This window comes from Bradyrhizobium sp. 521_C7_N1_3 (genome assembly GCF_052075975.1).
Lineage (GTDB): Bacteria > Pseudomonadota > Alphaproteobacteria > Rhizobiales > Xanthobacteraceae > Bradyrhizobium > Bradyrhizobium japonicum.
Window position 1 is genome coordinate 1,484,679 of the sequence record NZ_CP197232.1, and the last position, 25,289, is coordinate 1,509,967.

Annotated in this window: 18 protein-coding genes, 8 pseudogenes and 1 riboswitch; of the genes and pseudogenes, 14 read left to right on the forward strand and 12 right to left on the reverse strand. The window is 59.7% G+C overall.

What is annotated here, in order from left to right:
• Positions 1 to 728: 728 nt before the first annotated feature.
• Entirely contained in the window at positions 729 to 1,085 is a 357-nt protein-coding gene (locus AB7008_RS06840) for a hypothetical protein (protein ID WP_028182256.1), read from the reverse strand.
• Positions 1,086 to 1,425: 340 nt separating this feature from the next.
• Here AB7008_RS06840 and AB7008_RS06845 point away from each other — a divergent pair, with 340 nt between their 5' ends.
• The gene (locus AB7008_RS06845) at positions 1,426 to 1,872 is read left to right on the forward strand and encodes a tyrosine-type recombinase/integrase (RefSeq protein ID WP_018647864.1); all 447 of its coding nucleotides are present in this window, start codon (positions 1,426 to 1,428) and stop codon (positions 1,870 to 1,872) included.
• 17 nt (positions 1,873 to 1,889) lie between these two features.
• Here AB7008_RS06845 and AB7008_RS06850 read toward each other — a convergent pair whose 3' ends face one another.
• Positions 1,890 to 2,207: a hypothetical protein gene (locus tag AB7008_RS06850; RefSeq protein ID WP_011084451.1), complete on the reverse strand. Its 318-nt coding sequence runs from the start codon at positions 2,205 to 2,207 to the stop codon at positions 1,890 to 1,892.
• A gap of 453 nt (positions 2,208 to 2,660) precedes the next feature.
• On the opposite strand from AB7008_RS06850, the gene AB7008_RS06855 reads away from it, so the two are divergent.
• From AB7008_RS06855 to AB7008_RS06865, 3 genes and pseudogenes are all read left to right on the forward strand, one after another.
• The gene (locus AB7008_RS06855) at positions 2,661 to 2,960 is read left to right on the forward strand and encodes a type II toxin-antitoxin system RelE/ParE family toxin (protein WP_223153755.1); all 300 of its coding nucleotides are present in this window, start codon (positions 2,661 to 2,663) and stop codon (positions 2,958 to 2,960) included.
• 51 nt (positions 2,961 to 3,011) lie between these two features.
• A pseudogene (locus AB7008_RS06860) lies at positions 3,012 to 3,317 on the forward strand (HigA family addiction module antitoxin).
• A 589-nt stretch (positions 3,318 to 3,906) separates the two neighbouring features.
• Entirely contained in the window at positions 3,907 to 4,122 is a 216-nt protein-coding gene (locus AB7008_RS06865; protein ID WP_038937322.1) for a hypothetical protein, read from the forward strand.
• Between the two features lie 954 nt (positions 4,123 to 5,076).
• Here the strand turns inward: AB7008_RS06865 and AB7008_RS06870 are convergent.
• Positions 5,077 to 5,274 (reverse strand): annotated as a pseudogene (locus tag AB7008_RS06870) (transposase); the annotation flags it as partial.
• Positions 5,275 to 5,779: 505 nt separating this feature from the next.
• Here AB7008_RS06870 and AB7008_RS06875 point away from each other — a divergent pair.
• On the forward strand, positions 5,780 to 6,268 hold the full coding sequence (locus AB7008_RS06875) for a hypothetical protein (protein WP_014498044.1): 489 nt from the start codon (positions 5,780 to 5,782) through the stop codon (positions 6,266 to 6,268).
• Positions 6,269 to 6,404: 136 nt separating this feature from the next.
• A pseudogene (locus tag AB7008_RS06880) lies at positions 6,405 to 6,979 on the forward strand (IS66 family transposase).
• 8 nt (positions 6,980 to 6,987) lie between these two features.
• Here AB7008_RS06880 and istB read toward each other — a convergent pair.
• From istB to AB7008_RS06895, 3 genes and pseudogenes are all read right to left on the reverse strand, one after another.
• On the reverse strand, positions 6,988 to 7,719 hold the full coding sequence (gene istB, locus AB7008_RS06885) for an IS21-like element ISFK1 family helper ATPase IstB (RefSeq protein ID WP_014497992.1): 732 nt from the start codon (positions 7,717 to 7,719) through the stop codon (positions 6,988 to 6,990).
• 8 nt (positions 7,720 to 7,727) lie between these two features.
• Positions 7,728 to 9,104 (reverse strand): annotated as a pseudogene (gene istA, locus AB7008_RS06890) (IS21-like element ISFK1 family transposase); the annotation flags it as partial.
• A 129-nt stretch (positions 9,105 to 9,233) separates the two neighbouring features.
• Positions 9,234 to 10,022, reverse strand: coding sequence for a hypothetical protein (locus AB7008_RS06895; RefSeq protein WP_223153754.1), 789 nt, complete (start codon positions 10,020 to 10,022; stop codon positions 9,234 to 9,236).
• A 292-nt stretch (positions 10,023 to 10,314) separates the two neighbouring features.
• Here AB7008_RS06895 and AB7008_RS06900 point away from each other — a divergent pair, with 292 nt between their 5' ends.
• Entirely contained in the window at positions 10,315 to 11,121 is an 807-nt protein-coding gene (locus AB7008_RS06900; protein WP_011084459.1) for an EAL domain-containing protein, read from the forward strand.
• 336 nt (positions 11,122 to 11,457) lie between these two features.
• Here AB7008_RS06900 and AB7008_RS06905 read toward each other — a convergent pair whose 3' ends face one another.
• Positions 11,458 to 11,649, reverse strand: coding sequence for a hypothetical protein (locus AB7008_RS06905; protein WP_014498042.1), 192 nt, complete (start codon positions 11,647 to 11,649; stop codon positions 11,458 to 11,460).
• A 433-nt stretch (positions 11,650 to 12,082) separates the two neighbouring features.
• Between AB7008_RS06905 and AB7008_RS06910 the strand changes: the two genes are divergently transcribed.
• Positions 12,083 to 12,843 (forward strand): IS5 family transposase gene (locus AB7008_RS06910; protein ID WP_110115998.1). Its coding sequence is split into 2 segments (ribosomal slippage): positions 12,083 to 12,422 and positions 12,422 to 12,843, totalling 762 coding nucleotides; the frame shifts between segments, so codons are not numbered across the junction.
• A gap of 49 nt (positions 12,844 to 12,892) precedes the next feature.
• Here the strand turns inward: AB7008_RS06910 and AB7008_RS06915 are convergent.
• Entirely contained in the window at positions 12,893 to 14,242 is a 1,350-nt protein-coding gene (locus AB7008_RS06915) for an IS701-like element ISBj6 family transposase (protein WP_038951335.1), read from the reverse strand.
• Positions 14,243 to 15,139: 897 nt separating this feature from the next.
• On the opposite strand from AB7008_RS06915, the gene AB7008_RS06920 reads away from it, so the two are divergent.
• Positions 15,140 to 16,678, forward strand: a complete 1,539-nt coding sequence (locus AB7008_RS06920) for a DUF1521 domain-containing protein (protein WP_014498039.1) — start codon at positions 15,140 to 15,142, stop codon at positions 16,676 to 16,678.
• 714 nt (positions 16,679 to 17,392) lie between these two features.
• Here the strand turns inward: AB7008_RS06920 and AB7008_RS06925 are convergent.
• Positions 17,393 to 17,596 carry a hypothetical protein gene (locus AB7008_RS06925; RefSeq protein WP_011084467.1) on the reverse strand — a complete coding sequence of 68 codons (204 nt, stop codon included), beginning with the start codon at positions 17,594 to 17,596 and terminating at the stop codon, positions 17,393 to 17,395.
• 628 nt (positions 17,597 to 18,224) lie between these two features.
• Positions 18,225 to 18,467 (reverse strand): annotated as a pseudogene (locus AB7008_RS06930) (hypothetical protein); the annotation flags it as partial.
• Positions 18,468 to 18,865: 398 nt separating this feature from the next.
• On the opposite strand from AB7008_RS06930, the pseudogene AB7008_RS06935 reads away from it, so the two are divergent.
• The 5 genes and pseudogenes from AB7008_RS06935 (at position 18,866) to AB7008_RS06955 (ending at position 23,123) form a co-directional block, all read left to right on the forward strand.
• Positions 18,866 to 19,673 (forward strand): annotated as a pseudogene (locus AB7008_RS06935) (IS6 family transposase).
• A gap of 288 nt (positions 19,674 to 19,961) precedes the next feature.
• Positions 19,962 to 20,768, forward strand: coding sequence for a glycoside hydrolase family 12 protein (locus tag AB7008_RS06940; RefSeq protein WP_011084471.1), 807 nt, complete (start codon positions 19,962 to 19,964; stop codon positions 20,766 to 20,768).
• An 81-nt stretch (positions 20,769 to 20,849) separates the two neighbouring features.
• Positions 20,850 to 21,028: pseudogene (locus AB7008_RS06945) on the forward strand (IS21 family transposase); the annotation flags it as partial.
• Between the two features lie 63 nt (positions 21,029 to 21,091).
• Positions 21,092 to 21,514 (forward strand): annotated as a pseudogene (locus AB7008_RS06950) (transposase); the annotation flags it as partial.
• A 193-nt stretch (positions 21,515 to 21,707) separates the two neighbouring features.
• Positions 21,708 to 23,123 (forward strand): hypothetical protein, encoded by a 1,416-nt coding sequence (locus AB7008_RS06955; protein WP_244433119.1) that lies wholly within the window; start codon positions 21,708 to 21,710, stop codon positions 23,121 to 23,123.
• Positions 23,124 to 23,524: 401 nt separating this feature from the next.
• Here the strand turns inward: AB7008_RS06955 and AB7008_RS06960 are convergent, their stop codons facing one another.
• Together AB7008_RS06960 and AB7008_RS06965 are read right to left on the reverse strand one after the other, a co-directional pair.
• Positions 23,525 to 23,971: a hypothetical protein gene (locus tag AB7008_RS06960; RefSeq protein ID WP_014498031.1), complete on the reverse strand. Its 447-nt coding sequence runs from the start codon at positions 23,969 to 23,971 to the stop codon at positions 23,525 to 23,527.
• A gap of 376 nt (positions 23,972 to 24,347) precedes the next feature.
• Positions 24,348 to 24,549, reverse strand: a riboswitch (cobalamin riboswitch).
• Positions 24,550 to 24,786: 237 nt separating this feature from the next.
• On the reverse strand, positions 24,787 to 24,909 hold the full coding sequence (locus AB7008_RS06965) for a transposase (protein WP_038937273.1): 123 nt from the start codon (positions 24,907 to 24,909) through the stop codon (positions 24,787 to 24,789).
• Positions 24,910 to 25,289 lie beyond the last annotated feature (380 nt).

Here is a 25,289-nt window from a genome sequence, read left to right on the forward strand (position 1 = left end):
ACTTGAAACATCCTGACTCACCTCGCCTCACAGCAAACCGGCGGGGCGGACCAGGCGCTAGAAGCGACGAGCCCGCCCCTAACATTACCGCATCTGGAGACTCGGTGATGCTGCCCAGGACCGAGCAAGGGTCGTGCCGAATCGAGAATCGGAGATTCTGCAGGCGCTTCGTGGCGGGCTACAGGGTCAAGGTGTTCGCTTTGGTCTGAAAACTGATGGCCGACGGGGGCACTGTCCGTCCCAGTTGGTCCCGCCGAACTTCGGACTGCAGGCTCACGCTCGCGCCGCCAAATTGCCCCGACAACGTGCTGCCCATCACGGCCCAGCGCATTCTCTTGCACGCCCGGCCTGTACGCGATGGCGGCATTCATCCGACCTGCTAAGCACACAGAAATTTCGCTGGCGTATTGAACAGCAGGCAAGCGGGCCTTTTAATCGATCGTCTCCCTTCGGACGCGCACCCGTTCTCCAACACGCCGTGCGCGATTGAGGCTCGAAAACTACGCAATCACGAGCTCGACCATCTCCATCTCAGAATCACTGAGCCTCACGAGGAGGAGCATTCGCATGGGTAGTCGAGCAAGTAGCGAAGCTGGACTGGGGTGATTGTCAGGCTTGCCAAAGGTGCGTTCACCTCGGAGGTAATAGAGCGCCATCGACCCTATTTCACGCTTGGCGAATTGCTCAGCTAGCCGCAGATGACGGCCCGCTCTAAATGATCTTATCTCTCAGCCTTTGCTGAACGATTTCGACCAGAACTGCTCCGCGAAATCCAGATGGCACTTCATCACGTCCGAGGGAGTTTTGGAATTGGCAAGATTCTTCAGAAGATTGACCTGAGCGTGCAGAGAGGAAGCAGCCAGCTTTGACCCGTCCTTCAACGCCGCAGCGAACAGGTCTGTTGTCTCTTCGAGGGATTTTTTCCATTCCGGAGACGCAAATGAATGGCTTGATGCAGCCCTCGCTGATTCTCCAACATCGTGCGTGGTGCCTCCCGCTTCAGAGGCTGAAGCCTGGGCGGCCCGTTCGGGCTCTGGATGGGTCTTCCGTTCGCGTTTCTCGTATTCGGGACTTCTCGCGGTCATTCAACGTCTCTCCGTCTAAACAGGATCGCAGCTCGCTGCGTGGTCTAGATCCGACCAAGAGCTTCGGAAAGTACCACAACCGGCAACATGTCGAACCTATCTCATTTGGTAGCACTTGCTCATCGGGATTGCTTAAGCGGATATCCGCACCATTTGCGGGGTATGCGAACGACCGCGAGATTTGACTGAGAATTTCCTGCACGGCATGAAGAAAGTTGGTGGCAAGGAAGTCGAGAAGGACCGCGTTCTAACACTCGACGAACTGAAGCCTTCTTTGCGATCCTCAACGATGAGGAAGCGGGCATCACGGATGGAACGCGCTTGGCGCTGAAAGTCCGTATTGCTGACAGCCCAGCGCCGGGGCGAAGTCGCGAGCATGATGCGTTCCGAGCTTCACGGCCTACACGGGGAAAAGCCCCACTGGATCATTCCCGCTGTACGGACGAAGAACAAGAAAGCGGAGCACACAGTCCCGCTCTTCCCGACTGCCGTCAAGTTGATCGAGGCGGCCTTGGAGATCGGCAAGCCAGAGAAGGGAGAGGACCAAGGCAACAGACCCGTCGTTGCCAGTCGCTTCGAAAGCGTTGGGGTGCTTGCGAGCCACTGTATGAGCCAGGCTGTGCGGCGCTTGTTGGAAGACAATGAGCTGGTAGCCTTTACGCCCCATGACCTCAGGCGTACAGCCGCGACCATCGTTCATGCGTCTATGCGCGATGGCATATGTTCGAAGAGAAGCGAGAAGCGATTCCAGCGGATTGAAAAGCATTTAATCACAATCACCGGTTAGCAAACTTCTGCGACACTTCAGCTCCCCTCTCGTCTGTATCGAGCCAGTGCTGTCCGCTCCTCTGCGCTAATGCCCATGAATGTTACGCCGTTGTACCCGCCGTTTGAAAGGGCAGATCGCACGTCATCCGTCGAAGCGCCGATATCGTAAGCGATGTTAGCGAACATATATTGCTGGGTGTCGCTCTCATTGTTCGCGATCTGGGTATTAAGGTGATTGGCGGCGCGATGCGCAACCGCGTTATAAACCCGCTTTTTTTGCGCTGCAACTTTCGGTTCACGCCACTGTAGTATCTGAGTTTTGGTTTGACGGGGAACCGAATCATGATCAGGCACCAAACACGCCAGCGCCCACGAGACGCCCTCTAGAAGAGCGCGTATGCGTGCAGCGATCTTGCCTGCCTCCTTCGGCCCAGGTTGAGTTTCACGCTATCGAGTATGCCCAACACTGCCTGAGCCTCCTCGGCATCAAACGTCGCGACTTGGCGATCTGCCGGGCTCAAAGACTGATCGGCGGCCCGGGCCTGATTGGCTGCAAGCACCTCAAGCGCTTGCGACCGCAGGGCTGTGATCTGCCGAAGATTTCGAGTGTTGATTGTCACCGCCCATTCGGACCCACAGTAGATAGCTGCACGTGACTCGGCGCTTTGACGTGAACCGAGGAAGCGCTGTCCCTACCACTCACCGCTAACTTCACCATGGTCAGCCCAAGCAGCGGAAGAAGCTAACCGGGATGCATATTCGGCGAACGCCCCTATCACAACTACCAGGATTGGTCGTAGCCAGCGCTTGGCGATCAGTTGTGATCTTAGGCAGTATGGCCGCGCCACTAGCGGCGAACCGGCTGCGTCGACAAGAGAATGCACAAGCGCATCGCGCTCTCATCCTGATTGTCGCGCTATAGGAGTTCGTCTCGATACGCTCAACGAAGCCGTCAACAGTTCCGAACTGAAGCTGACAGGCAACGATTTCCACAAGCTGGCCGGAAAGTCCGTGCGCTACACGATTCACATCAATGGCCCGTGGTGCATCACATTCGAGTTTGAAGGAGGCGATGCATTCAAGGTTGACTTTGACCAGTACCACTGAACGCAGAATACCGAATAAGCCATGAGGGCTCCGACATGCTGGAGAGCATCAATGGCAGAGCAGAAGGCTAAGCGCGATCCTAACCGCTGCCCGTCTCATCCGGGCGCCGTCCTTGATGAAATTCTACAGTACATCAGGAAGTCTAAGACCGAGATTGCAGAAGCGCTGGGATTCCAGGCAGCATCTGCACGACATCCTCGCGGAGAAGAAGCCGGTCAGTCCGAACGTGGCCGCCCGGATTGGAAAGCCGGTCGGCAACGGCCCGGCCATCTAGCTTCGTTTGCAGGCAGCCCCCGATGCGTGGCACGCCGACGCGAAGTTGATGTCAGCGAGATCAAGATGCTGGAACCGGCTTAGGGCGACGAGTCCGGGTGCGGGGTCGCCCAAACGGTGTCGCAAGCGATGGTAGCCAGCCCGTCCTCGAAGACAGGGGCTGGCCACCTTTACGCCCGAGAGGTTCAAATTCCCCAAGGTGCTACCATTGTATGGTGGAGAAGAACTGGAGAGCACCTACCAGTACCGGTGGGGTGCCGCGCCCCGCGTGCATGTCATATTGAAGCGCTCGGCCCGCAACTGTTCGAGCTGGCTCCGCTCATAGGAGTAACCGCCGTGCCTAGGACCGATGTGGGGGCGGCAATCCAAGCATTCACGGACTACGCCCGTAGGCCAAGCCATACCCCGGCAGAAGACACCTACGGGCCACAGCGAACTGAAGAGCAGCTGGCCGCTCGGCGATTCCGGGTTGAAGTTATCTGCTCAAAAATGGACGCGGTGGCGGAGTGCCCTCTTTCGACCTTAGCCGAATTCGAGGCGCTCAGACGCGAGATGGGAAAAGATTTTCCCCCAACGCCACCCGCTTTACTCAACCATGTAGTGGACGCATTTTTACGTTGTGGGTCCTACCCGCGCGGCCGGATGACCGACCCTTAATCGTGGACGGAGCCAAATGATGCTTGGCACGTTCTCGCTGCACAAGATCGACCACGCTATACGCGACCTAGAACAAAAAGTCGCCCACGGCGCGGAAATCAGCCGCGAGGAGCTTGCGAGCGGACTGCGGATTACGAAGCATCTTCGAGATGAACTCGAAGTGGCGCTCAAGGTGATCGATGGCCTAAAGGATCATACCGGTCCCGGGTCGACAGGCCGCTCAAGGTGGTAGCCGCGACCTAAACAGCGGGAACGTTAGCGGCCACGTGGCTCGGCGCCCGCTTGGAGAAAAAGCGCTCTCCCTACCACGCGCCAGCCTCAAACAGCGGAAGAAGCTGACGGTGGGATACATTCATCGCAAAAAGCCGTGGCACAACTACCAGAACCGGGGTTGCAGCCTCGCGGGGCTCGGGGATCAGCCTCAGATCGCAGGCAGTGCGGGTGAGACTCGGCGCCGTTCGGTTGCGCCGGAGCGGACGCTGTCCCTGCCCCGCCCGCACTGCCGATAGTTAGCGGTCACGTGACTCGGCGCTCAAGTAACCCCCACGCATACACAGGGGAAGCGCTGTCCCTGCCACGCGCCGCTAACCCCCACACGGCCAGCCTCAAAGCAGCGGAAGAAGCTGACCGGGAGGTCATCGCTCGCAGAACGAGCGTAACTTACAGAACCGGGAATGGCCCGTGATTTAGAAGCAGTGGGCGCGACACGGTGCCGACCGACCAGGGGGGCTGAGTTGAAGCACCTGCCGCATCCGCACTGCTGGTGAGTTTAGCGGAAGGTGACACTCCACCCCACTGCTCTGGAAACCACAGCAATGTCCGTGCCACCCCCGCTAAACCCAACAACCAATTATTGGGACTAGCTTACTGAAAGCTGACGAGACTGCGCGCCCATTCACAAAACGAAAAGCGGCCCACGGGGCCGCTTGCCGTGGAGACAATAAAGACGTTCAGGCCGCAGACGAAAAGCGTTCGGCTCGCTTACGATCAGCGGCAGCCGCACCACGACGACGGCCCGGATCGGCAGTTCTGTGCGTCAAGTTCAGCAAAATCGATTATGGGATCCGGCCGAGCCATCCCCTCGGAGCCGCCGTCGCTCGCTTGCGCAAAAGCGTAGCCCTGGCGAGCGACGGCGGCGGAGAGGGGGGCGTGCATCCCCTTGGTGGGCCTGAGCATCGTCAGGCCGCCGGCGTAGCGCCTCCTTGTGCTCCTTCGGCAGATCCATGTTTAGATGGCGATGGTCCTCGAGCCAGGCCTCATGGCGCTCGACGGTCAGCGCCCGTACCAGCCTTAAACAGCTCTCGGCATTGGGGAGGATTCGCACGACATAGGTTCGCCGCCTGATCTCCTCGTTGAGGCGATCGAGCAAATTGGTGAGATGTCTCGGTGCCAACGTTCCCGCTGCGGTGTTCTACATCGTGGAGTATGGTGCGACCATCGGGACAGCGGCACCGGGAGCACGAAGTGCGGGCAGGCCGATGTTATTCCAGAGCCGAGAGCTCGAGTTAGTAGCTGGCGGCCGCCTCCGTGATGGGCTCGAGTATCCCGAGGTCACGCGGGTCGAACTCGATCGAGCGGCGCCCCCTCCACCGGCGTATCGGCGCGGCCCGCGCCCATCTGCGCCATGTGCATCGCGATTCTCCGCGCGCGCTCACCTGCTGCGGACCTCACCATCGAGATCGAGCTCGGAGGGGGATGGCATCCGCTGCGAGACTCATGCCCAGGGCACGGCCGTCGAGAGGTGTCCGGCGCTGGAGAACATCTGCATTCTGCAGCGCGTCGTCGGTCATAAGGTCACCTGCAGGCGGTACGATCGCGCGAACGATGTTCTTGTCGATATCGCCCCTCCAGCCTGGAGGTCGGGAGTAATGAGATGGGGAAGTAATGACATGGATTGGCGCCGCGACCTCATGCTGTGGCACCCGCGTCTGTTCCTCACGACGGCCGAGGAGCCTAGTCGCTCGTTCGGCTACCCGCACTGCGAGCGAGGGTGGCAGGATATCCTGGTCCGGCTCTGTCGCAGGATCGAAGTCGCGCTCCGCGACGGCGAGACCTTCGAATTCGTCCGCATCAAGCAGAAGATGGGCATCCTGCTCGTCGACTGGGACACCGAAGCCTCGAAGTCCACCGAGTCCGCGATCGGCCATCCAGTTGACCTGGCCGTCGCCCGCTCCGCCTGCACCTGCGAGATTTGCGGCGCGGAAGGCCGGCTGCATGCCAACAAAGGGTGGCTCGAAACCCGCTGCGCAGAGCACGCGGCCGGCGATCCAGTGCCGCCCCACTTGGGGCAGGGCTTCGACAACGTCCGCCGGCTGCGCCGCCGGCGAGGCCAGGCCAGCGTTTACTACGCGCTTACGACCGCGACGCCGACACTTTGACCGAGGTGCCGCCGCCCTCGCCGCAGCAGGAGCGCTAAGATGGCCAGATTTCGCTGTAGCGCCTAGGACCAGCAAGGCGAGTTCACCTAGCCGCGCCGGCGAATGCGCCGTCCGGCATCTCAATGGCTATCGCGGCATCCTCCAAGTGGATGGCTACGCCGCCTATAACAAGCTCGCGCGATCCGATCGCGGCGATGATGGCATCACGTTGGCCGGCTGCTGGTCACACAGCCGGCGCAAGTTCTATGAGCTGCATGTTGCAGGGAGCTCGGAAGTGGCAACGGCGACGCTCGAGCGGATGGCGAAGCTCTGGCAGGTCGAGAAGACCGTGCGCGGTCAAAGCCCCGACGCCCGCGTTGCCGCGCGCCAGCAAGCCTCCGCGGCTGTCGTCGCAGATCTCTTCGATCTCTGGCAGCAGACCTTGCGGCGGATCTCCGGCAAATCAAACTGGCCGAGGCGATCCGCTATGCTGTCTCGCGCCGTGCCATCTTCGAACGCTTCCTGCTCGACGGCCGCATCGAGCTCGACTCCAACATCGTCGAGCGCGCCATCAGACCGCAGACAATTACAAGAAAGAATAGCCTGTTCGCGGGCAGCGACGGCGGCGGACGAACCTGGGCGACCATCGCAACACTGCTGCAGACTGCGGATTTCACGGATCGTGAGCATCGATTTCGCGCGATCGTGAGCACTGAATTCAGACGATCGTGAGCAGCCCGCTACGGCCGATGGGAGATAGAGTCAGTGTTCTGGTTGCCGTCAAGGGTGATGGTTTTGGCGCTGCGTTTTCGCATGCTTTCTCCGGTGAGCTGGAGGCGGTGGGCGTTGTGGACGAGGCGATCGAGAATGGCGTCGGCGACCGTGGGGTCCCCAATGGCTCCATGCCAGGTGTCCACGGGGAGCTGACTTGTGACGATGGTGGATGCGCGGCCATGTCGGTCCTCGAGGATTTCGAGCAGATCGCGGCGTTCCGCGGCGGTGAGCACCGATAGTCCCCAATCATCCAAAATCAGAAGCTGAGCGCGGCCGAGGCTTTTGAGGAGCCGGGCGTAGCGTCCGTCTCCGCGCGCGAGCGCGAGCGCCTCGAACAGCCTTGGAACGCGATGATAGAGGACTGATCGGTTGTCGCGGCAGGCCTTGTGGCCGAGCGCGCAGGCTAACCAACTTTTGCCCAGGCCGGTTGCCCCGGTGACGAGCAAATTCTCGTGGCGATCGATCCAGCGACCTTCGACGAGTTTGGCGAAAACGGCGCGGTCGATGCCCCGCGGGGTGCGCAGATCGACGTCCTCGACGCAAGCAGTCTGGCGCAGTGCGGCGATCTTGAGGCGCGTGGTGAGCCGCCTGGTGTCGCGTTCGGCGGCTTCGCGGTCGACCAACAGGCCGATGCGATCTTCGAACGGCAGGGCTTCGAGATCGGGCGATCGGCGCTGCTCCTCGAAGGCCTTGGCCATTCCGGTCAGTCGGCGCCGTAGCTTTTGACGAGCGCCAGAATGCCAAGGCAGGTTCGAAAGCCTTGTTCTGGATGGGGCCGGGCGTCGATCACGGCCTGGAAAAACGCTGCTGTCGAAGGACCGATCCGCTCGCCGGCGGCGATCACCGCGGCGGGGGTCCATTTGCCGTAGCGGCGATGGGCGCTGGGCATGTGGTCGGCGATGGTGGTGTGTCCGCGTCGGTTGGGCGCGCGGGCATGGCTGGCGATCCGCTGGCCCTTGTGGAAGATCTCGACCGTCCGATCGTCGATACGGGCATCGACCAGCTCGCCAATCAGACGATACGGCGCGGAGTACCAATGGCCGTCGACCTCGACATGATAATCGGGAGCGAGGCGGCAGCGCTTCCAGCGTGCGAAGGCATAAGGCTGATCTGGCAGCGGGGTTAGCTTGGGTTTGTCGAGTTCGGCAAACAGTTCGGCGCGGCTTGAGCCGAAGCCACGCATTTGACGAGCATTGAGTTCGTCGACGAGTGTCTTGATGGCGGCGTTGAGCTCGGCCCGGGAAAAGAAGCGCTGATTGCGCAGCCGGGCCAGAATCCAGCGCTGGGCGATTTGCACCGCGACCTCGACCTTCGCCTTGTCTTTTGGGCGCCGCGGCCGTGCGGCGAGAATGGCCGTGCCGTAATGGCTCGCCATCTCGGCATAAGTGCGATTGAGGCCGGGATCGTAGCGGTCGGGGTTGCTGACGGCGGCTTTGAGGTTGTCGCAGACCACGAACGTCGGCGTTCCGCTCAAAAACGTGAACAAGTTGACGTGGGCCCGGATCCAGTCGGCCAAGCTCTCGCTGGGGCAGGCCTCGGCGTAGGTGTAGTTCGAAGCGCCCATCGCCGCGACGAACAGCTTCATCGGCTGCACTTCCCCGGTCAGGGGATCGACGATGTCGATGGTGTCGCCGGCGAAATCCACGAACACCTTCTCGCCGCCCAGATGAATCTGCCGCATCGAAGGTCGGACCCGCCCCTTCCAGGCCTCGTAGGTAGTGCAGAACCACGTGTACCCGAAACCGTCGGGATTAACGGCGCGATACTCCTCCCAGAGCAGGCGACGGGTTACGTTGCGCCGGCGGAGCTCTTTATCGATGTAGCTCCAGTCGGGCACCGGCCGCTGCGGGCTCTGAGACGCTGGTCGTGGGGCCGGGAAAAGCAAAAGCTCCAGGTCTTCATCGGTCATTCCCTCCGGAAGCGGCCAGCTCAACCCAGCAGAGCGGGCGCGGCTCAGGTAGCTGTGCACAACGCCGTTGCTGACGCCCACGCTCCGCGCGATGGCCCGCTCTGGCAGGCCTTGAAAATGTTTTAACCGAAGGACTTCCTTGATCCGGCGCATCGACAATCTCTGGGTAGGCATTGGACTTCCTCGTTAACCACGAGGTCATTCCCTAAGCCGGTTGAGTTGTCGGCCGAAGCGCTGCAAGGCTCCGAAAGCCTTGCTCACGATCCTGCGAAATCGTTGCTCACGATCCCCTGAAATCCGCGCTCACGATCCCGCGAAACGCGCATGAAACTGACGAGAACCGCTTTGCTGGGCGATTTCCCGCCTGTTGCGTTGCGTAGCTTCGGCATTCACAACGAATTCGCCATTGGAAAGCATTGCGGGAATGCTGTCCGAGACGCTTGTCCCAGCGCCGGAGACGAAGCCGCCGGTGCTAAAGCTAGGTGTCGACATAGAGCTGATCGCGGCGACCTTGGCCATACCGGCAGCGAGCACGCCCGCAGCCAACGCATCATTGAATGGCGGCACGGCCGATGCCAACGCCTTCGTGAAGGCGGTGTAAGTGTTGATCCTTGCCTCGACAATGCCGAACGCTTTAGCCGCCGTCGCCATAGCCATGCTGTGCTTGCCGAATTCCTGCGAGAGTTGTGCAAATTCGCCCGCCATGGAGGCGCCGGCGGTGTTCCACGTCGATTGGGCGTTCTCCGCTAGCCTTTGTTGCGCATCCAGGAATTGCTGCGCACTGATCGTATTGGCGTTGAATTGCGCTTGGATCTTAGGCTCCTGTAGGTAACTCTCAGAGGGAGTCAAGTTCGCTTGGATCGTCTGGAGCCCGGCCAGCGTCATGGCGTATTCCGAAGTCTTCTGCTTCAGCAGGTCGAGCTGCACCTGCTGCGCGGCGGTGATCGCGGTGTTGTTCGCCCGCGCGATCGACTCCGTTTGCAATTGCAGCTTCATCGCCTCCATTGCGCCGGGAAGCAGTCCATAGGTTGCCACCTCGGCCTTCATTCCCTCCGGCGACTTGCTTTGCGATGCAATGAACTGATCGACCACGTTTTTTCCGCCCATCACCGAAAAGTTGAAATCCTTCTGAGTCTTCGATGCCTTGTCCGTCGATGCAGCCGCGGCTTCCTGGGGACCGCGCTCACCGCAGTATCGACCGCGATGAAGGCGCTCGTCACCAGTGGGGTGATTGTTTCACGGCCGCCTTCGAGAAGGTGAAGGGCGGCATCGCTGGGATTGAGGAGACGGCAAGGCGCCGTGTTCAAAGTCGCTCGCCAAATACATCTCAACCGTCTCCGGTTGCGAGCCCTTCCACAAATTGTCGACGATTCTTGCGTCATTGATGCCGCTCGAGCCCGCACCGAGCCCGGCAGTGGATGTGCCCGAAGCGCTGAAAGCCAGCTCGCTCGAGCTGTGGTATCAGCAGAAACTTCATCTCCGGACATTGGTTCCGAGCGGCGCCGAGGCGCTGATCCGGATGCGCCATCCCGCATGGGGCGTCGTGCCGCCTGCCTACTTCATCCCCGACGAAAGCGATCCGCATTTTCATGCGCTGTCCGAGTTCGTGATCGCGCGCGCGATCGAGGACTGGCGCTATCTGCTCGGGCAGATCGGACCGGTCGATCTCTCGATCAACCTGCCGATCTCGTTTCTGGCCGACGATGCTGCGGTGCGCGAGCTTTGCTACCGGATTCCGGATCATGCGGCGTTCGCCGGCCTGCTGATCGAGATCGACAGCGCCGAGGTGATCGACAATCTCGACCTGGCGATCGATGTCGCCCGGCGCGTTCGCCTGCACAATATCGGCATCTCGATCGACAATGTCGGCGCGAAGTGGCCATCCTTGCTGGGATTGCCGAACTTTCCGTTCGTCCAGCTGAAGGTCGACCATCAATACGTCACCGGTTGCGCGGATCAGCGCCTCAAGCAGACGGTGTGCCGGCGTATCGTCGAGCTCGCACACGACTCCGGCGCGCAGGTTATTGCGCAGGGGGGCGAGACGCGCGCGGACTTTCTTGCCGCACATGAGATGGATTTCGATCAGGTCCAGGGTTACCTGTTCGGCAAGCCGATGGGCGTCAAGAAGTTCGCCCGCTCGCGCACGCACTTCTCGGAGAAAGAGCCGATCGTCCTGACGCATGGCGCCTAGTCAGGCGCGAGTGTCGCCATCGATCGCGCGCAGCGCTTCGCCGCGGGCGATCAGGCGCTTTGTGTGAATCGGCGGATGGAATGACCCTGCCCAGATTAATGATGTCAACGGCTTAACGTGCCGATCGGCGCCGGGCCCCGCGCCAACTCACATGCTGACGGCGGTCGTCTTCCCCTCGGCTTTGCTATGCACTTCAAACTCGAGAGATCGATTCGTTCAGGATAATGTCCTGAATAACGAGATAAGCCGTACGGCAGTTGCCGCACGGCTCTTCCGGAGTTCGTCATTCACTGCGCGGATCCGGTAGCGACGCGCTGAGCCGCCGTCTTGGCAGACTTATTGGACGCGCTCGTCGGCGACCTTCTTCTCAGAAGAGAGCTCGGTCGTAATTCTGCGCATTGCCACGGCCTGGGCCTGAACTTTTTGGCTAACACGCTCGAACTCAGCCATCTGGTTCTGGAAACCGGCATCCTGGGTCTGCTGGGTAGCAGGAGCGGCGCCGTTACCGCCAACACTATTAACCGCCATGTCTATTCACCTTTCTTTATGATAGTCGTTAGTTGTGGCCTGCTACGTCGGGCGGGCCGACGATACGAGGGGCAGGAATAGAAAGAAAGACGGTGCTCGCCCCCCAGACTTCTCAGGCTCAGTTCGGCGCTCTTGCCGAGACCAACGGTCTTGGGCTGTACGTTGTCCGTTTTGCCGGCGTTCTTGTTTTCGGCGGCCATCGCTTTCTCCTATGCTCGTCTTGTTACGTCTCAATAGACGTGCTCGCCTAGAGTTCAGCAGCCTCACGCTAGGCGCGCTACCTTTCGAGAAGCTGACGAGTCTCGGTCGGGGTGATTAGGTCGATCCTTTGCAGCAGCCCATCACCTGCCGGCAGCTGCAACCTCACCTAGGGTCTGTACCTAAATAGCGCCACGTGATTCTCTTGCCTACGTGTTGATTCGGGGGCGAGAGAATGCGCGCTGGTTTGTTTTGGCTGAACGACAGGCAATGGGCGCGTATCGAACCGCATCTGCCGAGGGGACTGACGGGGCCGGATCGGGACGACGACCGACGCATCGTCAGCGGCATCATTCACATGCTGCAATCGGGTGCACGATGGCGTGATTGTCCACGTGAATACGGCCCTTACACGACGATCTACAATCGCTTCAATCGCTGGGCCAAGCGAGGACGATGGTGCGCAATCTTCGAAGCGCTGGCCAAGCCTGGCGAAGACGGCGTCGTACTGTCGCTCGACTCGACCTCGATTAAAGCTCACCGGTGTGCCTCCGGCGGAAAAGGGGGGAGCACAATCAAGCAATCGGCCGCTCGCGCGGAGGCCGCACGACAAAAATCCATGCGCTGAGCGATCCGCTCTGCCGGCCGGTCGTCCTGCATCTGACTCCAGGCCAGGATGCCGATATCGCTGCGGCTCCCGATGTCCTGGCGCTCGCGCCACCCATGAGCGTGCTCCTCGCCGACAAAGGGTATGATGGCGACAAGCTTCGCGGCGAAATCATTCGTCGTGGCGCCAAGCCCGTAATCCCCAATAAATCTAACCGTGTCGTCATCCATCGCTTCAACAAACGCGCCTACAAAGGACGAAATGTCATCGAACGCTGCTTTTGCAGGCTCAAGGACTTCCGGCGCATCGCCACGCGATATGACAAGCTCGCCCGTAATTTTTTGGCCGCTGTTCATCTCGCCGCTCTCGTCGCATATTGGCTCAATTGAGTCTGGACCCTAGCACTACTTTGGCAGAATGTGTTTTGGCCGCTGTTTTTCAAGGATTTGCTTTCGGCAATATGGGCATTGCTGAGGCGGCGGCCGAAGGATGAGATCGACGATGGCATGGCGTACGGCGGGCATGGTTGGTTGAGGCGGAGGCCCGTTGATTCTTTTTTTTCCGCCCCGCGTATGCGAGGCGACGATGTTGCAGGAAGGCGTAGGCAATCATTGTCATAAGGGCGTGGCGATGAAGACCTTGCCATGATCGCCCTTCGAAGTGATCAAGTCCAAGCTCCTCCTTCAACTGTTGATGCGCCTGCTCACAAATCCACCGTGCCTTGATGGTGGCGGCCAGCGTGCGCAGATCCGTCGTCGCCGGAAGATTGGCGAGATAGTATTTGCTCTCCCCGGAGGCACGTTGCTCGCCAATGAGCCAGACTTCGTCGCCTGGGAGATGCTGCTGACCTTTATCCCATATCCGCTGCGGAGGGCCGTCGGCGGTGCGGACACGGAGGGCAGCAAATCGGGCTTTGAGCCGACCTTTCGTCCCGCTACGCCAACTCACGGTTTTCCATTTGGCGCTGGCCAGCATTTGTTCTGCCGCAATCGATAAGATATCGGGCACGTGGTGCTTTCGTGGTTTGCCACGGACTTTGGTGATCGGCCAAATGAGCTTCACATCGACGGGATACACTTTCTGGTGCCGAGGGATACCGACCGCCCAGGCCAGCCCGCGCTCTGTTAGCCCTTGTCGAAACGGTGCGCTGAGGCCGTATCCTGCATCCGCCAGCACACATCCAAAGCGCATGTTGGCTGCCATCGCGCGGTCAATCTCGGCCAAAGCGATCTCCGGCTTGGACCGTGGCGTTCGGTGTTCGATTGGCACGCGAGCGCGCTTCAAACGGGGCATGTCGCTTGTCCAGCTGTCAGGCAGAAAGAGACGTAACGCGACCATCACTGGCACTTCGCCGCGCGCAAGCGTTAAAGACACCAGCGTTTGGCAATTTGCAGTTTTACCGAGAGCCGATGCGTATTGCGCCGCAACACCGACCGATCGCTCACCCTTCTTCGGCAGTGAGGTGTCATCAATAACCAGCACCGCATCCCTGCCGCCGACGAGTCGGTCCGCCTGGTTGAGCAGCTCTGTCTCCAGCGGCGTCGCGTCCCAGACACCGTCGGCAATGAAATGGTGCAACTGGTCGTAGTTGCTCGTGACAAGGCGTTCCGCCATCGGCTGAACGCTCTTGCGATCGCCAGGACCGATCAATCCCGCAACATACAGAGGACACATCCGCTGCCGGGTCTTATGACCCAGCCGGTCCAAGAACGGCATCAGCCAGCGTTCGAGTTCGTCTTCCCATCCCGGCATGGTCAGCCCTCCAAGAGCCGACCACCCATGAATCATTGAAAAATTGATTCGGGAATCCTATAAAACGCGGCAAAATCAACAATCTGCCAAAGTAGTGCTAGTGAGGCTAGCAGCGAAATTCTGACCTACGTGCGCGGTCAGGCGCGCACTTGGATCGATCGGCCAACAGGTTGGCTGTGGCGTTTGTCGATCAGCGCTGAGTCATCCAATCTGAAGTCTTTGGAGACTCATGGCGTGGGGCGGTAGCCTGGTTAGGGCCGCGCGCTGATGCTGTAGAGGCTGTTGGTGTGATCGCCCGTATCCCCACAGATCGCGTCCGGAATCTTCGGATCGCCGCTGGCGGCAATAGCGGCGTGGCCGGAGCGGTTGGAATGCTGCTTCCCAACCGCTGGAGTGACTGGCGGAATTGCGGCGACCGCGTCACTTATCGACAGAATGATATGCCTCTCGGTCCCGATGATTGTTGCATCAAGAGCAAGCGGCGTGAATCTCGCATGCAACAGGACCGATCGGCGCAGCCGACATCGGACAGTCGATCGATGTTAACGAAGCGACGTATCACATGTGATCGGCGGGCGTCGATAGTTGCCTGAGATGGTCCGTCGTGACGGCCGGCCGCCGCGAGCAACCATGCGATCCGCACCCCTCGGATGCTACGAGGGTTGCGATGCTCAGTCGGTGGTTCATTGTCGTCAGCTTTTCGACAGGTGCTGCAGGTAGAGTCCCTGCGAGTTCGATGGGCGCGATATGCTCGCGCCGAGCCGCTGCGAAGGTGATGAGAGAGGGGGCTCATCGAGGCTGCCGGGGCTGGTGGCGAGAGGCATTCATTCGCTCACCATCGGGCCAAGGGTGCGGCCTGAAATGCTTCCTGTTGATGCGCGCATAACGCTCGCAGTTTTACCGCTTTCTTCGATGCAATCAGGAGTGAACTAAATGGCGTATCTTCCCGTGGCCGGTCTCCCCGTGGTCGGCGCACTCGATTCGACGGTGAATGGGGTGGGGTCAGAGGGGGTGGTTGCCAGCCCAGCTTTCAGCACACTGTTGGGACAGTATGTCACGCCGGGTGCCTACCAGTACCTGCCGGCAGGCGCTGCCGTCGTTGTCGCTCCGGTGGTCGTTCCTGCAGGTGGCGTCACAACCGCTGTCGTGGCTCCGGCGGTCGTCACTCCAGTCGTGGCTGCTCCCGTGTACATGATGGCTCCGCCTCCTCCTTTCATGCTGTTGAGCCAGCAAAGTTCGGGTTCGGAGCCTTCCGTCGATCCGGTATGGACGCATGAGGTCAAGGATGGCAAGGCCACGATCAACCTCGGCGACAAATATACGATCACAGCCAATGAGAAGGATGGCACCTGGACCGTCCGCAACAACCAGACCGGCCATGTCACGAAGATCCATGGCGATCCCCATGTTGACGCTAACGGGGACGGCAAGGATGACTTCGACTTCAAGAAAGATATGACCTTCCAGCTCGACGATGGGACCAAGATTACCGTCAATAATGTCGACTACGGTAATGGTGAGACCATCTCCTCAAGGCTGACCATTACGAACGGCCACAACGCGATGGTTGTGGAGGGGCTCGGCGACGACAAGGATGGCAAAAACAATCTGAGGGTGACTCAGTCCAACGCTGGCATGACTCTTGATGAGCTGACACCCGATGGTGCCCAGACGATCCATGAGAGCGGCCAAGGCTGGGTCGATGGCGCCGGCGGCGTGGTGAATCAGGCGAGTATCGATGCCGGCGAACAGGGTCGCGCGCCGGGCAACTACCAGTCTGCAAGCGCAACGCCTGCCAGTGCAACGCCCGTGTTCTTCGTTCCTCCTCCACCGCCGCCTCTTGCGATGGTTCCGTTTGCCGTCGCTCAGACGCCAGCGCCGTCATCTCAGCCAGCGCCAGTGTGGTCGCACGAGGTCAAGGACGGCAAGGCGACGATCAACCTTGGTGATAAGTATACGATCACGGCCGATGAGAAGGACGGCACCTGGACCGTTAGGAACAACCAGACCGGCCATGTCTCGAGGATCCACGGCGATCCTCACGTCGATGCTAATGGCGACGGCAAGGACGATTTCGACTTCAAGAAAGGTATGACCTTCCAGCTCGACGACGGCACGAAGATTACGGTGGACACGGTCGATTATGGCAAGGGAAAAACCATCTCCTCGAAGCTCACCATCACCAACGGCGACAATGCCATGGTTGTGGAGGGACTCGGCGACGACAAGGATGGGAAAAACAATCTGAAGGTCACGCAGTCTAATGCTGGGCGAACGCTTGATCAGCTGACGTCCGATGGAGCTCAGACAATCCATGAGACAAATCAGGGGTGGGTTGACAACTCCGGACGCAAGGTGACGCAGTCGGTGATCAACCACAATGAGAACCCGGATGCGCCGCCGGATTTCAAGACGATGATGCGCGAGGCCATGTTCCGGCGCATTTTCGGTCGCGATGCACAGCCGGCATGAGGCCTGATCCCGGGGATGTCGGAAACTCGTGGAAGCGGGCGCTAGCGCCCGCCTTTCATTTTCGCCAAACGGCCGCGAGAAGGGCAGCTTGGCGATCTATCGATTTAGGATCGACGGTAACAGCCAGATTGTCTTGGCAATCGCAGCCTTGGCGCCGACAAACGGGCGGAGGGCCTCCAGACCCGGCTACCCGGCTAGAATTGCTGCGGCGCGTTGCCGGCGATGGAGGCGCTGCGCGGGAACGGTGCTCTCAGGTCTGTCTGCACGTCAACGTCCTGCAGATGCAGGCGTCGCAGCGAAAATCCCGGCCAAGATCGTAGATTGGATTGGGGACGGCCTCGGCGGCGCGATCTACCCTCGGCTCAAAAGCATAAGCCACTGTTTCGCGTTGAGCCCTGCCTGTCTTTAGCCTACCAAGCCGGGCGTGAACCCTTGCGCTCCCAGAACATCCATCATCCTCTCACGAAGCCGGAGGCGCCATGGCTTTGAGCATCACCATTTCCGTCAAAGTCTGCTGTTGGGGACGCCAAAGGGACGTCGCAGCAGCCCGCTGCCAAAAAGATCCAGGTGCATTCGGATTCGCGGAGCAGTTCGCAGCGGACCTGAAAGATCATAGAATGCGCATCTAACTGCTGGCGTGTGCCAAGTCTCACTTGGCACGTCTTCGATTCAATCACCAGGCGGCCGTATCGCTATCTGGCGCCGACCATCGGCTCATCCATCATCAAGCTCGCTCATGGCCTCATCCATATCCGACTGCGAATCGCTTATGACTTGCGTCGCGACGGAAACGAGAGCCTTTTCGAATGCTCGGCGCAGTAGCGCTGCACGCGTGTCATCGCCGCCGTTCTCGGCGGTGTCGGAGGGGGCGCCAACCTGCGACGCTGTTGCATTGATATCGGCTGCGTCTGCGTTCATGTCGTAACACCCGGATAGCGGCGTCGCCTAGATGACCTATCCTCTTCATGCTAGCAGGAGCAGCTTGCGAAAAGCTGACTAAGATCGAGCTTCCTTGGCGGCTTCATCCATGATCGAGAAGGATCATGAGCACGCGCCAGCGGAAGTGATGACATTCAAAGCGGCGCGCGATGCTGCTGTCGAGCTGGCTGCACGCAAGCGGGCCAATCTCGTCAAGGTGCTGCCTTAAAGCATTGCGGACTCAGGGCTTTACCTCCGACGGTTCAATCACGAAGTAGCATGTACCGGGGCGAAGGCCGCATACGTTATCGCAGGTGCACGAGCCGCCATCACATTCGTCTCCTTTTCCGCCAGTTAGCAATTCGTGGAACAGAAACGCGCCCTCTGCAAATTCCTTTGCGTTGCCTTGGCGAACTCCTCGGATACCGTTTTTCGATTGAGCGATTGCTTTCGTATACAGATGAAGTTTCGGGCAGTTCGCAGCAATGCCGAACGCCGCGCCCTGCAGAAATGCAACGCTTCGGCCATCGGCGTGCGCTGATGATGAGCACGGCCGTTGTTGGCGATTTGAACAACATCAGACCTCTTGTCCCCATAACACCATACCGATTGCGGCGCTAAAGCATCGCTACCCTGCTGTTGGCTGATCTTCCTTATCCGCGCCGCGCATCACGATCTTCAGCGCATCATCCGGCAACGGCCGCTGCAATGCCTTTGCTTCATCCCGCGGCGCGCGCATCCATACGTCGCGCTCCTCATCGGTCGTCAGGAAGCCATAAACGAGGTGAGGGCCGGGGGCCGGCTTGGACTTGGTGCCCCGGTCGCCCTTGAACCCGGTCCAGATGCCCGCGATCAGATGGGCATGGCGGCTACCGGCCGGTTGTACACGCCGCTCGCGGGAGAGATCGACAGGCGCGCAGCCAGCCAAGGAGCAAGGTTGTGTTCCAGCCAGCCATGGCAATCGCTGATGAGCGATCCTCATCAGTGGTCGCGTTGTCGACCGTGGTGAGGCATCCGGGCGAAACTTTGCGCCGCAATGCTGCTCGAAGAACAGGGAGTCGTCCAGAAACCTGACGGCGTTTGCCCCTGAGGTTGGTGAGCGTGATTTTGGTTTGATGAGCGCTCATCCATGCGAATAAGTTGCTGAGAAACACGATGCCAGCAGGTCGGACAAAGCCGAGATTGCCGAAATCGTTGATGACCTCCGGCGGCCAGCCGTTGACGGCGTGCGCCGCAAGATCGGCCGCAACCTTCGACAGGGACAGTCCATTGAATGGTACCGTCAAATTAACGAATTGGAGCGGCGGAGGGGTAGACGACCGGCAGACCGCCCGGGACCCTCTTTATCGCCGCCATCGCACCGGAAGTGATCAGTTATCCCGTTTGGTTATATTTCCGGCTTCCCTTAAGCTTGCGGATGGTCGAGGAAATGCTGGCGGCGCGTGGCATTGGCGTGACCTATGAAACCGTGCGCCAGTGGGGACGGAAATTCGGCAAGCCGTTCTCCGATCGGATCCGCCAGCGCACTCCCCCTCGCGGTGACAAATGGCATCTGGACGAAGTCGTTATCTCGATCGCGGGCGAACAACATTGGCTCTGGCGCGCTGTCGACCAGAATGGCTTCGTTCCTGACGTCTTGATCCAGCGCCGAAGAAACTCGCGCGTTGCGCAGCGGCTCATGAAGAAGCTCTTGAAATCCGCCGGCACGCCGCCGCGCGTTATGATCACGGATAAGCTGCGTTCGTACGGCGCTGCGAGGGCGAAGATGGGCTTACACGTCGAACATCGCCAGCACAAAGCTCTCAACAATCGGGCCGAGAATTCTCATCAGCCGACGCGGCGACGCGAGCGGATCATGACGCGCTTCAAATCGTCCCGTCAGGCTCAACGGTTTCTGTCCGTTCACGATCAGGTCGCGAACCTTTTCCACATCCCCTATCCCGGAGCCGCCACCGCCGACTTCCGTCGTGCTTCGCGCGAGCGAGCCTTTGCGACTTGGCGCGAGATCTCCATGACAAGCGCTATCGCCGACTCTCGACCTCTGAGAATCGCCTCCTTCGGCTCGGCGGTCGATTAAGTTGACGATGCCCCCTGATGAGCCAGAGCCTCCCTTCTCGAAAAGCCTGATCAGTCTCAAATTGTCTGACGACGGACAATCGTTGCCACTGTCTCAGCCAGGCTGCTGTCATCCGAAAGACGGCAAATCCGGGCGCGGGTCCACCCTTCTTCCCGAGCTCGTCAGCTTCTCGAAAGCCAACCTTCCTAGCATTCAAGCCCGGTCTCTAGATGCCGATGCCGCCCATGCTGAACTAGGGGGCCCGCTAGTGGATCTGCAGGAGATTTTGTTATCAGAAAGGAGAGCTTTATGGATTCCAATCGGATAAGCGGTGCCGGCGCGCAAGGGTCTCCAACGGGTTACGTCCGGACACAGGAGGATCATGATCTATTTAGGCAGGCCGCGAATGAAGCCCGGTCATTATCATCTGCCGGGCCTGTGTCGGCACAGACGCCGATTTGGCGTTCGAGCGCTCCATACGGAAGCTTTTCACGCGATGGCTACTCTTGGAACAACGACGTATGGGGCCCGCACCCTGGGCCTCAGACGATTTCGGTGAGTGCAGCCAACCGGTGGAGCGTGTGGTCGAACCAGCCCAATACTCCTGGCATCAAGAGCTATCCGCACGTGGCTTTCAATATCGGGAAACCGCTCAGCTCAATCAACACTCTGAGCTCGAGCTTCAATCAGGAAGTTCCCACTGGCGGCGCCTGGGATGTCGCCTACGATATCTGGGACAGCTCAGACCGACATGAGATAATGCTCTGGACAAACTACACCGGAAACTCGGACGGGAGCGGCAACGTTAAGCCCATTTCATATCATTATGCCCCTTCCGGTGCGGCGATTCCGGTCTACAGCAATGTCAATGTAGGCGGGGCGACTTGGAACGTGTTTGAAGGCGAAGGCTCCGATGGTCACAAGGTCATCTCATTGCTGCGCACTTCGAAGACCAACAGCGGGACAGTGGACATCAAGAGTATCCTGCAGTGGATCAAGTCGAAGGGGTACTTTGGCGACATAAACGTCGGTAGCGTCCAATACGGCGTCGAGATTACCTCGTCCCCGGGGGGAAAGAACTTCAATTTCAACAACTGGTCCGTGACTTCGAAGTGAAGTCCGCGCGGGCGGTAAGGTGAGCTGCGCTATGCCAATGAGCCACGCTGACTGACGGCCTTGGCTTGCCGCTCACATCCCGACCGCCACGATCCCGGCCTCAACCGAACCTATGCCGAGATGGCAAGCCATTACGGCACGGCCATCTCGCAGCCCGGCCGCGGCGCCCAAAAGATAAGGCAAAGGTCGAAGTTGCGGTGCAAGTCGCGCAGCGATGGATTTTGGCGCGGCTGCGCAACCAACGCTTCTTTTCGTTGGCGTGACCTGCCACTGAGCATTTCCTCCAGAAGGATTCAGAGTCCGCCCCGAAGAAGGACGGACAGATGAAGCGAGCAAGGTTCACGGAAGAGCAGATTATCGCAGTGTCGAAGGCGCATGAGGCCGGGGCGAAGACGGCCGACCTAGCTCGCAAGCACGGGGTCTCCGAAGCGACGATCTACAATTGGAAGGCCAGCTCGCAATGGTTGGCACGCAAGATCGCCGCGATGGGGCATACCGTCCGCATTATTCCGGCTCAATTCGTCAAGCCTTATGTAAAGTCCAACAAAAGTGACATCATCGATGCCGCAGCGATCGCGGAAGCAGTGACGCGACCAACAATGCGCTTCGTCGAAATACGGTCGCCCGAACACATTGACCTGCAAGCGCTGCATCGTGTTCGCGATAGGATGATTTCGCAACGGACGTGCCTCATAAATCAGATGCGCGCTTTTTGCCTTGAATATGGGATCGCTACTCGACTCGGGAAGCGTCCGAGGGAGGGTGTTTCCTCCCTTCGGCCATCACCTTATCCGTTGACCGTCGGCTACTTTTCTGACTCAATCAAGCCGTTTATGGACCGGTCTTAACAACCTCGGGGGCGGCATGGATTCGATCCTTCGCGTTCTGATGCCCTTCTTCGGGCCGAAGAACTATTCTGAGATGCTCTAGAAGAACGCTTTGGCGGATTTCTGGCTGACCTTAGCCTGCTCGTTCCTGGTGAGGTACGATCCTTGGATTAACGGTCTTTTCTTGCGAGTTGAGCATCTGCCCGGCGTCAAGGAATTCGCCACGGCTATTAAAGCTCCTGAGGTGAACGTGGGCGGCTTCGCGCTTGCTTTGCTGGTGCTCATCTTCAGCAGGGTCACCCGATTCCATGATCGGATTTCGGACATATTTAATATCAGGGCGAGGTTCGACCGCGCTAACATCCTTCTCCCTCTGGCTGTCATGTCGGGTGCGCAGATGTCGGCCCGTCAGGTGGCAAATCTCAAACGCGACCGCCATCCCCTCGTGAGAGCGACGTTCTACAAATACGCGTCCAGCCGAAGCGAACATCCGCTCGTCGACAAGCACGACATCGAAAGCGCATTGGAGGCTTGGCACATATTGGGTTGCCTTGGAGTGGCTCTTCATACTCACAGGCTTCGCGGTCTTATCCGCCTTCGCCAGGGCAGCTTGGTTTCTGATCATTTTTTGGACCGCCTCGATGGCCGCGCTTCTATTTATGCATCTTCGGTATGGATTGCTGGAACGAAGGGCGGATCCCCAGATCCAACAGATAGCCGGGAATGCCGAGGCAAGTGCAGGCAACCGCCAAGCATTCACAGAGGCGGCCATCTGATGTGGTACAAGATCGGGAAGGATATCATCGTCCGGAGCGAAAACGCAGCCAAGCCGGAAACACAGAGTTGGGCCTATCTTAAGAAGCTGATCTCGCGTCTCGAGCCAATTCATTCCAGCTTCGACTTTGGCTGCGGCAAACTGCGTTACGAACGGGCAATAGCCAAAACCACCGGCGAACTTGCGTTGGTGGATTCGGAAGTGCAGCTTTCAAGGGGTCAAATGATCCGCGGTCGTTCGACCACCATCCGCGATTACGTCGGCAAATCAAATCACGTCCACGCCCTCACCGTGGGTCAGTTTGCCTCCCATGACCGGAGATACGACCGCGGCTTCTGCATAAACGTTCTTTCTGTGATCCCATCGGCAAGCGTGAGACTTGGCATCGTTCAACTGATGAGAGCTAAGCTAAAGCCAAACGGCACTTGCTTGTTTGTGACGCTCTATCGCAATTCTGATTTTACAAGGATGCAGAATCTCCCGAATTGTCAACCATACGGCAACGGCTTCCTCATGGACTCGCTTAGGGGCCATTCCTTCTACGGCCTCATCCCGCCGGACGATCTCGCCGGATTGGTTAAGCGTGCAGGCTTCTCGGTCGAGTCGATCGTGCTGGATGAAGGCTCCGCATACCTGTGGGCCCGAACTCCGGACGGGCGACCTGGACCGATCAATTTCGAAATCCGTGAAACTGCGGAGAACTTTCAGATTCGATCTCAGCCAAGCGTGAGCAACCGCAGCTCGGCAAGGTAGACCAGGCCGGCAGAGACGGCGCTTGGATCCTGAGCAGCAGCCGCGGGGGCTCAAGTCACATCGACGACCTGTCCCGCTTAGGTTCGTCTGCTTCCGATAGTCGGCGATCTGCTGTCTGTAGTGGCCGATGCTCGGCGCATCCGGAGCCACGTCGCTCTTCCAATCGACGACCGCGTCGATGGCGCCGGCCTCGTCGAACGCGATCGCGTCAACCTGTCCGGAGAGCAGGACCTTGCCGCCTTCGTGAGTCTGGCTTCCGAACAACGGGAGCTCGGGGGCGAGACGCGGTCGCGGCGTCACGACGTCCGGAAGAGCGAGCGTCCGCAGCACCGTGGCGGTCAGTTCGACGGCGCTGATGCCCATCTTCGGATCCTCCGCCGGTTCGTGCCCCATCTGCCGGATCAGTTCCGCAGCCCGCGTTTCAAGTCCGCCCTGGCGTCGCAGGCTTCTCCGGTCAGCACCTCCTCGATTAGCTTGTGAAGGATGGTGCCACGCGTCGAACTTCTGAGAACGGCAGCAGGCTCCGCAGCGCCGGTTTCCGGAATTTCCCCGCTTTCGATCTTCGCTTCTGGCTCGTCCACCTGATCAAGTTCGCTCCGGCTCGGGCGACGCCAGATCACGGTCTTGCGCACATCGAAGATAGCGGTCGCCTCGGCGGCGAAGGTCTCGCGGGTCTGCCCGTTCTCTAGCGGCGTGACGTTCCTTTCCTTCGCGGTGCCGACGTCGTTCGGGTTGATCGCCGGGAGACCAGCCAGGCCCAAATCGACGAGCTTTGCCCAGCACTTGTCCGACAGGTCGGCGGAGTGCCTAGGCAGGATCAGCAGGTCGCGCGCCCGGGTCGCGGCCACGTACCAGAGGCGTACGCGCTCGCGCCGCTGCTGCTGCCGCGGTGACGGTGTTGCCCCACGGATTGGCCGAGGAGACAATCACGGATTGAGCAGTTGCGGAGGCTGTGCGGACGCCGATCCCGCTGCGGCGATCGAGGCCAGCACGATTCCTAGCGTCAATGCTGACCCGGACAGCCAGCGCTGTTTGAGCAGGATTGAAGTTGACGCCGAAACTCGCGCCGGCACGGCTACTACGTTTGAAATGAAAACGGTGATGACCACGGGCGAAACAAAAAGCCGTCACGCACATTCGCCGTGAGCGGCAGCCGTTCGCCCCGAATGCGGCAGATCTCGATCGGCTTTGCAACGTCTTGGAGCACCCCGCCCCTGCGTCAGTCCATGACCACGACCGGCAGCAAGGTTTCCTGGCTCGCGGGTTGACGCCTCCGACCACCTTCCCAGGTTCGAACGAACGAACCCAATGGCCCAACTGTCGTCGGCTCGCCGCTTACAGTTGCGGGGGCAGCTTCGGCCTTGTCCGTGAGGACGCACCGTATTCCCTTGATACGCCTTTCGGCGCTACCGATAACCAGACTGAAGGCCCCTCATAACCGAGTCAAGCAAGGGGCGTGAATCGAGTGCTGAGTGACACAACATGTGACAGTTTAGCCCGTCCTATTCGTGAGAGTGCGTTTTTCTAGTCCGATTGATGTGGCCGCACATCTGCTCTGACGAGGCGCACAGGATTGCCTTCGGCTTTTCACCGCCTGACGACCCGTACTTTGCAACGCGCTTGAGGGATAAGTTGGGCGAACGGGGGGCGGACGCCCCGCCGGTCAAGGACTGAGCGGCAGCAGCGCGCCGGGCAAGCCGCGGATCAGGTCGGCTTCGGGACATGCCGCGGCGAACGCAAGGCGAATGCGGCTCGTGGTCTCGACCACACGGGCAGCGAGTTTCAAGAGACTCCGCCTCGACGGCATTTGCGATGTTCGTTTCGATCTTCTCTAGCAAGATCGACCTGATCTGAGGATCGAGGGGCGACTCCGACGTCGAAAGCCCAGCCAAATGTCCCAGCTCTTTGATGCGGCCGTGATGGCCGGCTCGGGTGCCGTTTACATGTCTCAACCGTTCGCACAGTGTATCGAAGCCGGCTTGTCCGCCTATGATCGCCCTGCCTGTCGTGCTGAGCATGTCCGGTGTTAGCCCTGCGAGGTACTTCACGCTGACCCTGAACCGCGCGTCGCGATCTGCAAGGCAGAACGCCATTGCGACGATGGCGTCGAACAGCGCGGAATTCGAGAGGTCATGGTACTCCGCGGGGAGAAGCTTGCGCGCAGCC

Bases quoted from the DNA above. Each gene is read 5' to 3' on its own strand.
- AB7008_RS06900 (WP_011084459.1), top strand. From the start codon at position 10,315: ATGCCGCTCGAGCCCGCACCGAGCCCGGCAGTGGATGTGCCCGAAGCG.
- AB7008_RS06840 (WP_028182256.1), bottom strand. From the start codon at position 1,085: ATGACCGCGAGAAGTCCCGAATACGAGAAACGCGAACGGAAGACCCAT.
- AB7008_RS06925 (WP_011084467.1), bottom strand. From the start codon at position 17,596: ATGAACGCAGACGCAGCCGATATCAATGCAACAGCGTCGCAGGTTGGC.
- AB7008_RS06865 (WP_038937322.1), top strand. From the start codon at position 3,907: ATGATGCTTGGCACGTTCTCGCTGCACAAGATCGACCACGCTATACGC.
- AB7008_RS06875 (WP_014498044.1), top strand. From the start codon at position 5,780: ATGGATTGGCGCCGCGACCTCATGCTGTGGCACCCGCGTCTGTTCCTC.
- AB7008_RS06915 (WP_038951335.1), bottom strand. From the start codon at position 14,242: ATGATTCATGGGTGGTCGGCTCTTGGAGGGCTGACCATGCCGGGATGG.
- AB7008_RS06905 (WP_014498042.1), bottom strand. From the start codon at position 11,649: ATGGCGGTTAATAGTGTTGGCGGTAACGGCGCCGCTCCTGCTACCCAG.
- istB (WP_014497992.1), bottom strand. From the start codon at position 7,719: ATGGCCAAGGCCTTCGAGGAGCAGCGCCGATCGCCCGATCTCGAAGCC.
- AB7008_RS06920 (WP_014498039.1), top strand. From the start codon at position 15,140: ATGGCGTATCTTCCCGTGGCCGGTCTCCCCGTGGTCGGCGCACTCGAT.
- AB7008_RS06940 (WP_011084471.1), top strand. From the start codon at position 19,962: ATGGATTCCAATCGGATAAGCGGTGCCGGCGCGCAAGGGTCTCCAACG.